10 protein-coding genes are annotated in these 13021 nt (G+C 69.8%); all 10 read right to left on the minus strand.

Annotated elements, in window-relative coordinates:
- Positions 1-29: 29 nt before the first annotated feature.
- Positions 30-2039, minus strand: coding sequence for a transketolase (gene tkt, locus ACPEH1_RS12085; protein WP_423715835.1), 2010 nt, complete (start codon positions 2037-2039; stop codon positions 30-32).
- Between the two features lie 98 nt (positions 2040-2137).
- Complete coding sequence (locus ACPEH1_RS12090) at positions 2138-2560, minus strand: hypothetical protein (RefSeq protein ID WP_037591313.1); 423 nt, start codon at positions 2558-2560, stop codon at positions 2138-2140.
- Between the two features lie 78 nt (positions 2561-2638).
- Positions 2639-3967, minus strand: a complete 1329-nt coding sequence (locus ACPEH1_RS12095) for a dicarboxylate/amino acid:cation symporter (protein WP_136002989.1) — start codon at positions 3965-3967, stop codon at positions 2639-2641.
- 67 nt (positions 3968-4034) lie between these two features.
- Complete coding sequence (locus ACPEH1_RS12100) at positions 4035-5750, minus strand: BatD family protein (protein WP_423715836.1); 1716 nt, start codon at positions 5748-5750, stop codon at positions 4035-4037.
- Positions 5747-7465 (minus strand): vWA domain-containing protein, encoded by a 1719-nt coding sequence (locus ACPEH1_RS12105; RefSeq protein WP_423715837.1) that lies wholly within the window; start codon positions 7463-7465, stop codon positions 5747-5749. The genes ACPEH1_RS12100 and ACPEH1_RS12105 overlap by 4 nt, the downstream gene beginning before the upstream one ends.
- On the minus strand, positions 7462-8481 hold the full coding sequence (locus ACPEH1_RS12110; protein ID WP_153164713.1) for a vWA domain-containing protein: 1020 nt from the start codon (positions 8479-8481) through the stop codon (positions 7462-7464). Before ACPEH1_RS12110 ends, ACPEH1_RS12105 begins: the two co-directional genes overlap by 4 nt.
- Positions 8478-8936 (minus strand): DUF4381 family protein, encoded by a 459-nt coding sequence (locus tag ACPEH1_RS12115; protein WP_313242630.1) that lies wholly within the window; start codon positions 8934-8936, stop codon positions 8478-8480. Before ACPEH1_RS12115 ends, ACPEH1_RS12110 begins: the two co-directional genes overlap by 4 nt.
- Positions 8933-9916, minus strand: a complete 984-nt coding sequence (locus ACPEH1_RS12120) for a DUF58 domain-containing protein (protein ID WP_423715838.1) — start codon at positions 9914-9916, stop codon at positions 8933-8935. The genes ACPEH1_RS12115 and ACPEH1_RS12120 overlap by 4 nt, the downstream gene beginning before the upstream one ends.
- Positions 9867-10898, minus strand: a complete 1032-nt coding sequence (locus ACPEH1_RS12125; RefSeq protein WP_017357631.1) for an AAA family ATPase — start codon at positions 10896-10898, stop codon at positions 9867-9869. Before ACPEH1_RS12125 ends, ACPEH1_RS12120 begins: the two co-directional genes overlap by 50 nt.
- A gap of 138 nt (positions 10899-11036) precedes the next feature.
- Positions 11037-13019, minus strand: coding sequence for a type IV pilus secretin PilQ (locus tag ACPEH1_RS12130; RefSeq protein WP_017357630.1), 1983 nt, complete (start codon positions 13017-13019; stop codon positions 11037-11039).
- Positions 13020-13021 lie beyond the last annotated feature (2 nt).

Here is a 13021-nt window from a genome sequence, read left to right on the forward strand (position 1 = left end):
TCGGCGTCCACGGGATCACCCGACGGCGATCAGTTGGCCAGCTGCGCCTTGGCCGCGGCCACCACCGCCTCGGTGGTGATGCCGAAGTGCTTGTACAGCGCATCGGCCGGGGCCGAGGCACCAAAGGTGTCGATACCGATCACCGCACCGTCCAGGCCCACGTACTGGCGCCAGAAACCGGTGACGCCGGCTTCCACCGCCACGCGCTTGCGCACGGCGTTGGGCAGCACGGATTCGCGGTAGGCGGCATCCTGGCGCTCGAACACGTCGGTGGACGGCATCGACACCACGCGGGTCTTGATGCCGGCGGCATCCAGTTCCGCCTTGGCCGCCACGGCCAGGCCCACTTCCGAACCGGTACCGATCAGGATCACGTCCGGCACGCCGCCTTCGGCGTCGGCCAGCACGTAACCACCGCGCGCGATCTGCGCAACCTGCGCGTCGCTGCGCGGCTGGTGCGGCAGGTTCTGGCGGCTGAACACCAGGCAGCTCGGACCGTCGGTACGGGTGATCGCCGACTTCCAGCTGACCGCCGACTCGACCGCATCGCACGGACGCCACACATCGTTGTTGGGGATGTAGCGCAGCGAGGCCAGGTGCTCCACCGGCTGGTGGGTCGGGCCGTCTTCGCCGAGGCCGATCGAATCATGCGTGTACACGTGGATCGCGTGCGCCGGGATCAGCGCGCTCATGCGCACGCCGTTGCGGGCGTAGTCGCTGAACACCAGGAAGGTGGCATCGAACGGAATGAACCCGCCATGCAGGGCCAGACCATTGGCGATGGCAGTCATGCCGAACTCGCGCACGCCGTAATACACATAGTTGGCGTTCGGGTCGTCGGTGGCGACCGACTTGCTCGCCTTCCACAGAGTCAGGTTGGAGTGGGCCAGATCGGCCGAACCCCCGACCAGTTCCGGCAGCAGCGGCGCGAACGCTTCGATCGCCAGCTGCGAAGCCTTGCGCGAAGCGATGGTCTGACCGTCGGCCTGGACCTGGGCGATGTAGGCGTCGGCCTTGGCGATGAAATCGGCCGGCAGTTCACCGTGCGAGCGACGGATCAGCTCCTCGGCTTCGGCCGGGAACTGCGCGGCGTACTTGTCGAACTGCAGTTCCCACTCGGCCTGGCGCAGGGTGCCGGTACCGCCGGCACGCCAGCCGGCGTAGATCTCTTCCGGAATCTCGAACGGACCGTAGTTCCAGCCCAGCTGCTTGCGGGTGGCTTCCAGCTCGTCCTTGCCCAGCGGCGCGCCGTGGCTGGATTCCTTGCCCGCCTTGCCCGGCGAGCCAAACCCGATGGTGGTGCGGCAGCAGATCAGGGTCGGCTTGTCGAACTGCGACAGGGCCTCGTCAATGGCCGACTTGATGCTGTCCGGATCGTGGCCATCGACGCCGCGCACCACGTTCCAGCCATAGGCCTCGAAACGCTCGGGGGTGTTGTCGGTGAACCAGCCTTCGGTGTTGCCATCGATGGAGATGTGGTTGTCATCCCAGAAGCAGACCAGCTTGCCCAGGCCCCAGGTACCGGCCAGCGAGGCGGCTTCGTGGGACACACCTTCCATCAGGCAGCCATCGCCCAGGAACACCCAGGTGCGGTGGTCGACGATCTCGTGTTCGGGACGGTTGTAGCGCTGTGCCAGCAGCTTCTCTGCGAGCGCGAAGCCCACCGCGTTGGCCAGACCCTGGCCGAGCGGACCGGTGGTGGTCTCCACGCCGGGGGTTTCGTGGCGTTCCGGGTGGCCGGCGGTCTTGCTGCCGAGCTGGCGGAACTGCTTGAGCTGCCCGATCGGCAGGTCGTAGCCGCTCAGGTGCAGCAGCGCGTACTGCAGCATCGAGCCGTGGCCGTTGGACAACACGAAGCGGTCGCGGTTGAACCACTTGGGGTTGTTCGGGTTGTGACGGAGATAATCGTTCCAGAGCACTTCGGCGATATCGGCCATGCCCATCGGCATGCCGGGATGGCCGGACTTGGCGGTTTCGACCGCATCAGCGGCAAGGAAGCGGATGGCGTTGGCCAACTGGCGGCGGGTAGGCTGCGTCATGGTTCTGTGGGATCAGGAGGCTCCCGCGGAGCTGCGGGCTGCCCATTGTCCCACAGACGACCGGTGGGGTCAGTCCGGGTCACGCCCGGACTGCGCCCTCAGCCACGCGCGGCGTCGATGAACGCGCACATGGCCCTGCGCTGCAGGTCCTCGCGCGTGGCATAACCGGCGGGCAGGGTCTTGCTGACGGTGATGCGGGCGCCGTCCCCCTCGCCTTCCACCAGCACGTTCACCGGCAGGGTCACCTGGCGGTCGGCCAGCGGGGCGGTCTGTTCCAGGGTCACCGAGCCCAGTTCGGGGTCCAGCCGGCCCACCTTCAGGCCGGACTTGAGGCCCTCGGCCTGGATCCGCCGCAGGGCTTCGGCCGGCGCAACGTCGGGCACCACGTCCCAGGTGAAGAACTGGCGACCGGCAGCAAAACTGCCGGTGGTACTGGCGTGGGTCTCACAGGTCCGGGTGTCAGCCCTGGCGTCGAACGCCAGCAGGGCCAGGCCAGTGGCCAGCAGATGCGAAATCCTCATTTCGGCTCCTTTCCGCACGGCGCCGATCCCGGCGCCTTCCATGCGCCGGTGGAGTATCCCATCGTGACTGGCGGCGGTTCAATCGCCGGTGACGCGTCCCGCCGTCGCCGGCGGCGGTTCCTCGGTCTCGCCCTTGGCCACCAGCGTGGTCAAGGCCAGATCGCCGGTGACGTTCAGCGCGGTGCGGCACATGTCCAGGAAGTGGTTCACGCCGAGGATCAGGCCGATGCCCAGCGGATTGACCCCCACCATCGCGCAGATCATCGCCACCACCGGCAGCGAGCCCGACGGCACGCCGGCGGTCCCGATACCGCCCAGGATGCACACCGCCATGACCATGATCTGCTGGCCGATGGTCAGGTCCACGCCGAAGAACTGGGCCAGGAAGATCACCGTCACGCCTTCGAACAGCGCGGTGCCGTTCTGGTTGGCCGTGGCGCCAACGGTCAGCACGAAGCGCGACACCCGCTGCGGCAGGCCCATCTGGTCGGCCACGCGCAGCGCGGTCGGCAGAGTGGCGTTGCTGGAGGCCGTGGAGAAGGCCATCACCGTCGCTTCCTGCGTATCGCGGAAGAACGACAGCGGCGAGCGGCCCGACAGCCACACCGCCGTCCCGTAGGTCACGACCATGTGCAGACCCAGCGCCAGCACCACCACGCCCACGTAGGCACCGAGGCGCACGATCAGCTCCAGCCCGAACAACGTGGCCAGGTTGAACATGAAACAGGCCACTGCGTAGGGCGCCAGGCGGATGACCAGGTTGATCAGCGTCATCGAGACTTCAAACACGCCTTCGATGGCGCGGCGCAGCGGGGCAACCTTGTCGTCGTCGCTGAGGACCATGCCGATGCCGAACATCAGCGCGAAGAACATCAGCGACAGGATGGCACCGTTGTCGGAGGCGGCCTGGAGCACATTGCTCGGCACGATCGACAGCAGCATGTCCATGCCCTTGGGCGTTTCATGGATGCCGGCGACGATCTCCCTGCTGCGCTCGGCGTTCTCCGACAGCATCTGCGCGGCGACCTGCGGGTCCACGCCGGCGCCGGGCTTGAGCACGTTGACCAGCACCAGGCCGATGCCCACCGCGATGCCCGACAGCACCACCGTATAGGCCAGCGTTTTCCAGCCGATCCGGCCCAGCGCGCGGATATCGCCCATCTCCGACACGCCCATGATCAGCGCCGAGAAGATCAGCGGCACGATCAGCATGAAGATCAGGTTGAGGAACAGGCTGGACAGGGGCGTGGTGACCCAGGCCATCACCACCCTCGCCACGTCACCCATGCCCGGAACGACCGGCGCCAGGGCGTGCACGATCAGGCCCAGCACCAGGCCGATGCCGAAGCCAATGCCCATTTTCCAGTGCAATGGCAGCGTCTGCCTGGTCTTTGCGGCCTCAGTCATCGAACGGCTTTCCTCTGAAAATAGTGAATCAGCTTAGCAAAGCCGGCCCGGCCGGCATCGGGATGCCTCACCGCGCCGACGGGTAGAGCGGTGCCAGGCCATTGTTTTCCGGCGCATCCACCGGTCGCCAGTGCGGTCCGTCATGGAACACGCGGCGCAGGGCCTGGCGGGCTGCGGCCACATCGCCGCCCTGCCCACCCCAGCGCGCACGCTGCATCTGGACGAGGGCGGCGCGTTGATCGGGGCTTTCCAGCTGCTCCAGCACCTGCTCCAGGGTCTGCACGCCGGCCATGCCGGCCAGCACTGCCACGACCTCGTCCAGGCCCTGCACATCCATTGCCTGGCGCAGCGCGGCCAACGACGGCCTGGCGACCTCGGGCGACCCGGCCAGGTGGCGGGGAGCCACCGGTGCACCCCGGCGCCGGCGCCAGCCCAGGCCGAGCGCGATGGCCAGCGTGACCAGCCACAGTGCGGCAAAGCCGGCGGCCGCGGCGATCCAGCCCCACGGCCTGCCCGCCGCCTGCACCGGCTGGATCGGCACGGCGGTGGACGCGCCGGCGGGGGTGCCGGGCAGCGGCGACAGGGTGTCCAGCGCGATCGGGGCCGGTACGGCGGCCGCGCCGCTCCCTGCGCCGACCTGCAGGGTCAGGTCGGGCACGGTTGCGGTACGCGCCTGCCCGGCCTTCACATCCCACCAGGCCATTTTCAGGCCAGGCACCGTCAGCGCGCCCGGCTGGCGGGGCACGATCGCGTAGCGCCGCGTCAGCTTCAGCTGCGGCGTGGTGCCGCTGAACGTTTCGTCGTACTGCGGCGGCTCGGCGAAGACCTGGGCGGTGGGGCCCACATCGGGGACCGGCAGCTCGGGGAACTGTGCGCGGGTAGCACCCAGCGCGGTCGCCTCGACCACCACCGTGGCCGCTTCACCGGCCCGCCCGGCTTCCGGGGCGGCGGTGTAGCGCAGGCGCAGGTCGTGCAGCGGCAGCCACGGCTGCGGCGCCGCGTCCGGCTGTGCCTGCACCTGGAGGGTGCGGTCCGGCGCCCGCGCCCGCAGACGCCCGTCGCCGCCGAACATGTCGTCGAAGAAGCCCCCTGCACTGCGCCCGTCGAAACGCGCACCGGCCAGCGCCAGCGGCCCGCTGCGCTCGGGGATCAGCAGAAAGCGGCGCTCGACCAGGTTGTAGCGACGGCCGTTGACGTCGCGCACCAGGCTGCGGTCCTCGCCAACGCGCTGCAGCGAGGCGCCTTCGGGGGTATCGAGGACCAGCTCGCCGGACACCAGCTGCGAGGCGTAGTACAGCCGCACCACCACCCCGACACTCTGCTGGACGTAGGGCGTGGTGTCATCGACCTCGGTTTCCAGGAACACCGCCGCGTTGCCGCGCGCCGCGCCTGGATCTGTGGCACCGGCAACCGCGGCGACCTGCAGGGTCAGCGGCGGTGTGAGCCCGCTGCCGACCCGCAGCGGCGGAAGGGTCAGAGTGCCGGCACGGCGGGGCGTCAGCGCGATGCCATGCAGCGTCCGCGAGGTCATGTCGCCGTTGCTCCACTGCACCTGGCGGCTGCTGGTCTGGCTGCCAAGGTCGAAGTCGGCACGCAACGGCGCGTAGTCGGGCACCGCACCGGCCTGGTCGGACTGGATGTTGAGCGTGACCGTGCCGCCCTCGTCGATGCGGTCGCGGTCCAGCCAGGCCCGGGGCTGCTGCGCCTGCGCGCCGAAACCGATGCACAGCAGCAGGGCCAGGACCGTGCGCAGCGCGCGGTGCGTGGGGGAATCGGCTCTCATCGTCCTTCCTGTTTCCTGCGTTCGTTTTCCAGCTGGAACTTGGCACGCAGCAATGCGCCCGGGTCGTCCGGCACGCGCCGCATCCACGCCTCCACGGCCTGCCGCTGCTCGCGCTGTTCAGCCGTCTGGGCACCTGCGCGGGCATCGCCCTGTGGGCCGTCGCCGGGCGGCGGCTGGCGCTGCAGCGCCTGGCGCATGCGCTCGCGCTGAGCCGCATCGGCCTGCTGCTGCGCCGCCGGATCGGCATTGCGAGGATCGGCCGGTGTGTCCGCCTTGCCCGCCTGGGAGCGCGCGCCGGGATCCGGCTTGCCGGGTTTCCCGTCCGCCTCCTGCGGCTGCCCCTGGCCGGGCGAGGGCTTGCCTTGTCCGGGCTGCGGTTTGCCCGGGTCCAACGACGAGGACGGCGGTGGCCTGCGCTTGCGCGCGGCATCCACCGCGGCACGGTTGGCCACCGCATCGGGCATGCCGGGATGCTTGGCCAGTGCGCGGTCGTAAGCGTCGATCGCTGCGTCGTACTGCCCCTGGCGGGCGAGCGCATTGCCGAGGTTGTACCAGCCTGCGTCGGTGTCCACGCCCTCGAACTGCGCCTGGGCGGCACTGAAGTCGCCCCGCCGGTAGGCGTCCACACCGGCGGCGATCCGTGCCTGCTGCACCTGGTCGGGGCGCTTCCACAGCGTGCCTTGCCCCTCGGCCGCGTGCGCGGTGGACGGCAGTGCCATCGGCAGGCTGGCGCAGACCAGCACCAGGCCCAGCAGGGCGCGGCGGCGGAACGCCAGCAGCGCGATCAGCAGCAGCGGCGGCAGCAGCCAGAAGCCTTCGTCGCGCCAGGCACGCCCCTGACCTTCGCGGCTGTCGCCGGCACCGGCGCGCGGAGTCAGCACGCGCAGCGATCGCAGGTCGCCATCGTCGCTGGCAACGGCCGCGTACGCACCGCCGCCCGCCCCGGCCACCGCGCGCAGCGAGGCGGCATCCAGGCGCGCTTGGGCGATCTGCCCGTTGTCGGCACGGTAGGCCGCCCCCGCGGCGGTTCCCAGGCCCAGCACCGACACATGGATGCCCTGTGCCGACGCCGAGGCCGCCGCACGCATCGCGTCCGCGTCGGCCTGGTCGGTGAGCAGCAGAATGTCACCGCCGCGCGCACCGGACTGCTGCAGCAGCTTGACCGCCGCCTCGATCGCGCGATCGGCGCGCTGCCCATCGCGAGGCATCACGTCCGGGCCCAGCGCATCGAGGTACAGCGCGATATTGGCCATGTCTGCGGTCAACGGCGCCACGGTGAAGGCATCATCGGCGTACGCCAGCAGCGCCACCTCGCCTCCCTGCCGCTCGCGCAGGAGCGTGGCCAGTTTGGCGCGCGCCTGCAGCAGCCGCGACGGCGGCAGATCGGTGGCGGTGATGCGCGAGGACAGGTCCAGCGCCAGCACCAGCGGTGACGGGCTCTGCCACAGTGGCTGCGACACCTGCCGCCATGAGGGCCCCGCCAGCGCCAGCACCGCCAGGACCACGCCACACAGCAGCAGTATCAGGCCGGCGCGCCCTCCCCGCCCCCCCGCCACCAGCAGGTGCGGCAGCAGGTGTGCGTCGACCGCCTGCTGCCAGCCGCTGCGCCGCCGCCGGCGCCACGCCCACAGTGCGGCGATCACCGGCAGCGCCAACAGCGCCCACAGCACAGCGGGGCGCAGAAAGTGCAGCGCGTTCCAGTCGATCATGGTCATGCCCACCGCCTTGGCAGCAACCAGGCCAGCCCGGCCAGCAGCAACGCCAGCGCCAGCGGCCAGGCATACCGTTCGATGCGCGGACGCACGGCCGGACCTGCGGAAGTGACCGGCTCCAGGCGCTCCAGCTCGGCGTAGATGCCGGCCAGTTCATCGGTGTTGCGCGCACGGAATGAACGGCCCCCGGTGAGCGCGGCGATCTTCTGCAGGGTCGCTTCGTCGACCGGATCGTCGCCGGTGGCGATCTGCATGCCAAACACCCTCAGCCCGCCATCGCCGCCGAAGGCCACGGTGTATACCCGCACCCCCTCGGCCTGGGCCAGTTCGGCTGCCCGCAGCGGCTGCAGCACACCGGCATTGCTCACGCCATCGGTCAGCAGGATCAGCACGCGCTGTCCCTGCGGCTGTTCGCGCAGGCGTTTGACCGACAGGGCGATGGCATCGCCGATCGCGGTTTCGCGCCCGGCCAGGCCGACCACACTGCCATCGAGCTGTTCGCGCACGCTGGTCAGGTCGGTGGTCAGCGGGGTGAGCGTAAAGGCACGATCGCCGAAGATCAGCAGCCCCACCCGGTCGCCGACACGACGGTCGAGGAAGTCGGCCAGCACCGCCTTGGCCGCGGTCAGGCGCGGCACGACCTGGTTGCCCAGTCGCATATCCGGCTCGCCCATGCTGCCGGAGACATCCACTGCGAGCATCATCTGCCGGCCCTGGTGCGGCGGTGTCACCGCCTCACCCAGTTGCTGCGGCCGCGCGGCGGCCACGCACAGGCACGCCCATGCCAGCCACAGCAGCACCCGCCCCACGCCGGGACGGTGTCCGCCGGCCGTGCCGGCAAGCGCCTGCAACGTATCGACGGCATACGGTACGCGCAGCGCGGCACCGTCCTGCGCGCGCATCGGCCACCACCGCATCAACAGTGGCAATGGCAGGGCGAGCAGCAGCCAGGGCCAGGCCAGCAGGTCGGTCCACGACAACCAGGACAGCCACGTGGGCAGAGCGGCGGTGGCGATCATCGCCCGCCCACCATCAGATCCAGGAAACGCTCGCGCGCCAGCGCGCGCAACGTCGCCACCTCGGTCGGGTCGACCTGCGCACGGTACATACCGTCCAGCAGCAGTGTTCCGGCTGCGCCGGAGAAGGCGCGGCTGCCGGGCGGGTCGAGAAACGCCAGCCATGCCGCACCGTCCAGCAGCTCGGCCCCGGGCTGGCGATGGCGGGCGGCACGGCGCAGCAGTTCGGCGATGGCGGCGACCTCGGCAGCCGGGCCATCGGCCTCGGCCAGCCGCGTGTCGAACAGGGTCAGCCACCGCTGGCGGCGCCGACGCCGCTGCGCGCGCCACGCCCAGCATCCGGCCAGGACCACGGCCACCGTCCCCAGCACCAGCCACCAGCCGAGCGGCAGCGGCCATAGCGGCGGGAACGGCGGCAGATGCACATCGCGCAGCGGCAGCGCACCGCCCGTGCTCATGCCACCACCGCCGACGGCACCACACCGAGCCAGCTGTCGCTGGGATCGTCGGTGGCCACCACATGCACCTGGATGCGCCGCGCCGACAAGGCCTCGCGCAGGGCATCCAGGGGCGCCACGAACTGCGCCAGCCAGCGTGCTCGCACCGCGTCACTGCCCAGGTCCAGCGCCACCCGCTGCCCGCCGGCAACGAAGGACAGCGGTGACGGCGGCGGGGCGAGCTCCAGCGGGTCGACGAGCAGAACCAGCACCACCTCGTGATGCAGCGACAGCGCCGTCCAGCGCGACACGCCGATCCGGGCGGCCCGGCCCGGATCGGCCAGCACCACCACCCGCGCACCGGGGCGCAGCAGGCGGGTCGCCTGTTCCAGCGCGCGGTCCAGGCCGGCATCGTCGGCGGGCGGCTGCGCGTACCAGCGGGTCAAGGCATCCAGCACACGCAGTACCCCGCGCGTACCGCCGGCCGGGGCGATGGGCGCTTCGCGCAGGCTGCCGCGCACGGCGGCCAGGCGGTCTCCCTGGCGCTGCGCGAACCAGGCCGCCACCGCACCGACGCGTGCGGCCTGCACCGACTTGAAGCGGACCCGCGTCCCGAAATAAAGCACCGGGTCGGTATCGGCCACCAGCAGGGTCAAGCGCTCGCGCTCGGCCTGGAACAGCTTGGTGTGGGCCCGGCCACTGCGCGCGGTCACCCGCCAGTCGATGTGGCGGGCGTCATCGCCCGGCACATACTCGCGCGATTCGGCGTACTCCATGCCACGCCCGCGTGCGGGCGACGGTGCCTGCCCGGCATGACCCAGGCGACCGCGTCGCGGCGGACGCAGACGATGGGCGCTGCGACGCAGGGCCACCAGTTCGGGCAAGGTCGGCTTCACGCCGTCCCCGTCCAGGACCGGGGCCAGGCTGTCCACGGCGGCGTCCTTCATCGGCTCACGGTGCCGGCACGCGGGCCAGCAGCTCGGCGACCAGACGATCGCCATCCCAGCCTTCGGCCGTTGCCTCGTAACTGGGCAGCACGCGGTGGCGCAGCACATCCGGGGCCACACTGCGCACGTCCTCGGGGGTGACGAAATCGCGGCCTGCCAGCCAGGCGCGCGCGCGCGCGCAGCGCTCCAGGGCGATCGAGCCGCGCGGACTGGCTCCCCAGGCGATGCGCCGGGCCAGCGCCGGGTCGTAGCGGGCCGCGTCGCGGGAGGCCAGCACCAGTTCGATCAGGTAGCGCTCCAGCGCCGGCGCCATGTGCAGCGACAGCACCGCCCGGCGTGCGGCGAATACATCCTCCAGCGGCATCCGCGAGGGAGCTGCCGCCGGGACGGTGAGCGCTTCGCGGGCGCGCTCGCGGGCCAGGCGCAGGATCTCGGCCTCCGCGTCGGAGTCCGGGTAGCCGATCCGCACGTGCATCAGGAAGCGGTCCAGCTGCGCTTCGGGCAACGGGAAGGTGCCCTCCTGTTCGATCGGATTCTGCGTGGCCATCACCAGGAACAGCGACGGCAGCGGGTACGTGTGGCGGCCCACCGTCACCTGGCGTTCGCCCATCGCCTCGAGCAGGGCGGACTGCACCTTCGCCGGCGCGCGGTTGATCTCGTCGGCCAGGAGAATCGGATGGAAGATCGGCCCCGGGACGAACTCGAAGCGCCCTTCCTGCGGGCGCCAGATCTCGGTGCCGGTCAGATCCGCCGGCAGCAGGTCCGGGGTGAACTGCACCCGCGAGAAACCGGCCTCCAGCCGCGATGCCAAGGCACGGATCGCGGTGGTCTTGGCCAGCCCCGGGGCGCCTTCGACCAGCAGGTGGCCATCGGCCAGCAGGGCGACCAGCAGCCGCTCGACCAGCGCACGCTGGCCGACGATCTCGGCCGACAGCGCATCGCGCAACGCGGTGAATGCCGCATGCAGGCGATCACCGTCTGCATCGGGCGGGGAAGGAAGGGTGTCGAACTCGGGCATGGGAGGGGGCAGATTCATGGCATCCGTATGACCCACGCAAGAGGCGTCAGGTTCCCTTGCCATGATGGCAGGCCAGGCGGTGCCAACGCATCAAGATTGGCTGAACGCAAAAAGGGCCGCGCGGGGCGGCCCTCTTCACCGGACGTGCGGCAGACCTCAGTTGGTCTTGGCCACGCGCAGGACCTTGGGGGTCACGAACACCAGCAGTTCGGCCTTGTCCTTGTTGCGGCTACGCTTCTTGAACAGGTTGCCCAGGAACGGCACATCGCCCAGGAACGGCACCTTGTTGATGCTGTTGCGGTCGGTGAACTCGTACACACCACCGATCACCACGGTCTGGCCGTCCTCCACCAGCACCGCGGTGTTGACCTCGCGACGGTTGATGGTCGGCACTTCGCCGTAGCCTTCCAGGCGGATGTAGCGCTCGACTTCGTCCTTCTTGACGGCCATGTTCAGGAACACGCGGTTGTCGTTGGTGATGGTCGGGGTGACCTTCAGCTCAAGTACCACTTCCTTGAACTGCACGTTGGCCTGGGCCGCACCACCGATGCCACCACCGCTGATGGTCACGTAGCCGATTTCCTTGCCCTGCTTGATCAGCGCCTCGCGCTGGTTGGTGGTGACCACGCGCGGGTTGGAGATCACTTCGCCGCGCTCTTCCTGCTGCATCGCCGACAGTTCGACGTCCAGCAGGTAGCCCGCATTGAGGATGGACAGCGCCAGCGAACCGGGGTTGCTGGCCGCGGCCACGGCCGAGTTCCAGTTCAGCAGCCCGGTGCTGATCTTGTCCGGGGCACGCACCGGCACGGCACCGGTCCGGCCGCCGGCGATCCACTCGTTGACCGCCTTGTTGTAGTCGTAGTTGTTGGTGGCCTGATTGGTGATGTTCTCGTGATTGGTCTCGGTCTGGCCGCCGAAGAACACGTTGTCGCGGTTGCCGGTGATGCCGAACTTGGCGCCCAGCTCGCGCGCGAAGGTGTCGGTGGCGATCACGATGCGGCTTTCGATCAACACCTGGTCCACCGGGCGATCGATGACATTGATGAGCTCGCGCATGCGCGCGACCTTCTTCGGTATGTCGCTGATCATCAGCGTATTGGTGCGCTCGTCGGCCACGATACGGCCGCGCGAGGACAGGAAACCGCTGTCTTCCTGACCGCTGGTGCCGCTGCCACTACCACTACCACTGCCACCGCCGCCGCCGATGCCCTTGGCTTCGGTCAGTGCTTTGAAGATCTGGGCGGCGTTGTGGTAGTTGATCTGGATGTAATCGGTGATCAGGTCTTCGCGGTTCTCGATCGCGATCCGCGCGTCTTCCTTGTCCTGCTCGAACTTGGCCAGCTCCGGCTGCGGCGCGACCCAGATCACCCCGCCATCACGGCGCTTGTCCAGCCCCTTGGCACGCAGCACGATGTCCAGCGCCTGGTCCCACGGCACGTTGATCAGGCGCAGGGTGACGTTGCCTTCGACGCTGTCGGAGGCAACCACATTGAGGTTGGACTCCTCGGCGATCAACTGCAGCACGGTGCGTACCGGCACGTCCTGGAAGTTGAAGGTCACCGGCTTGCCACTGTACCCGCGCTGGCCCACGGCCGCGGCGGCCTGGGTCACCGTGGTGGCAGTGATCGCACCGGTGGCCGGCAGTGCCTGGCGCGGGCTGATCTCGACCACGTACTCGTTGCCGCTCTGGTACGCCAGCGACTCGAAGGCGGTGTTGGTGTTGAGCACCAGCTGGGTGCCGCCACCGTAGGGTTTGGCATCGATGCGCTGCACCGGCGTGGCGAAGTCGGTCACATTGATCGGCTTCTGCAGGTTCTCAGGCAGGCGCGCGTTGCCAACGTCGATCACGACGCTGTTGCCCTGGCTGCGCAGGTCCGGATTCGCTCCCTGCCCGTCGAACTGCAGGATCAGGCGGCCGGCGCCATCGTCGCCGCGCTTGAAATCGATCTTGGACACCGACAGCGACGCCGGTGCGGTGGCCGCTGCGGGTGTTGCCGCTGCGACCGGGGCCGTGGTGCCGGCTGGCGTGGCCGCCATCAGCGTGCCATTGGCCACCATGAGCGCGACTCCCAGCGCGCACAGGTGGATACGCTTCTGGCGCCGGACCGGACGCAGCCGCATGGCATTGGAAAAGGTCATCG

The sequence above is a fragment of the Stenotrophomonas sp. NPDC077421 genome (assembly GCF_049545505.1).
Classification (GTDB): Bacteria; Pseudomonadota; Gammaproteobacteria; order Xanthomonadales; family Xanthomonadaceae; genus Stenotrophomonas; species Stenotrophomonas nematodicola.

Excerpts from the sequence above, each read along its gene's own strand:
- tkt (WP_423715835.1), bottom strand. The coding sequence starts at position 2,039 with ATGACGCAGCCTACCCGCCGCCAGTTGGCCAACGCCATCCGCTTCCTT.
- ACPEH1_RS12125 (WP_017357631.1), bottom strand. The coding sequence starts at position 10,898 with ATGAATCTGCCCCCTCCCATGCCCGAGTTCGACACCCTTCCTTCCCCG.
- ACPEH1_RS12100 (WP_423715836.1), bottom strand. The coding sequence starts at position 5,750 with ATGAGAGCCGATTCCCCCACGCACCGCGCGCTGCGCACGGTCCTGGCC.
- ACPEH1_RS12130 (WP_017357630.1), bottom strand. The coding sequence starts at position 13,019 with ATGACCTTTTCCAATGCCATGCGGCTGCGTCCGGTCCGGCGCCAGAAG.
- ACPEH1_RS12115 (WP_313242630.1), bottom strand. The coding sequence starts at position 8,936 with ATGAGCACGGGCGGTGCGCTGCCGCTGCGCGATGTGCATCTGCCGCCG.
- ACPEH1_RS12105 (WP_423715837.1), bottom strand. The coding sequence starts at position 7,465 with ATGACCATGATCGACTGGAACGCGCTGCACTTTCTGCGCCCCGCTGTG.
- ACPEH1_RS12120 (WP_423715838.1), bottom strand. The coding sequence starts at position 9,916 with ATGGCGATCGTCTGGTCGCCGAGCTGCTGGCCCGCGTGCCGGCACCGT.
- ACPEH1_RS12110 (WP_153164713.1), bottom strand. The coding sequence starts at position 8,481 with ATGATCGCCACCGCCGCTCTGCCCACGTGGCTGTCCTGGTTGTCGTGG.
- ACPEH1_RS12090 (WP_037591313.1), bottom strand. The coding sequence starts at position 2,560 with ATGAGGATTTCGCATCTGCTGGCCACTGGCCTGGCCCTGCTGGCGTTC.
- ACPEH1_RS12095 (WP_136002989.1), bottom strand. The coding sequence starts at position 3,967 with ATGACTGAGGCCGCAAAGACCAGGCAGACGCTGCCATTGCACTGGAAA.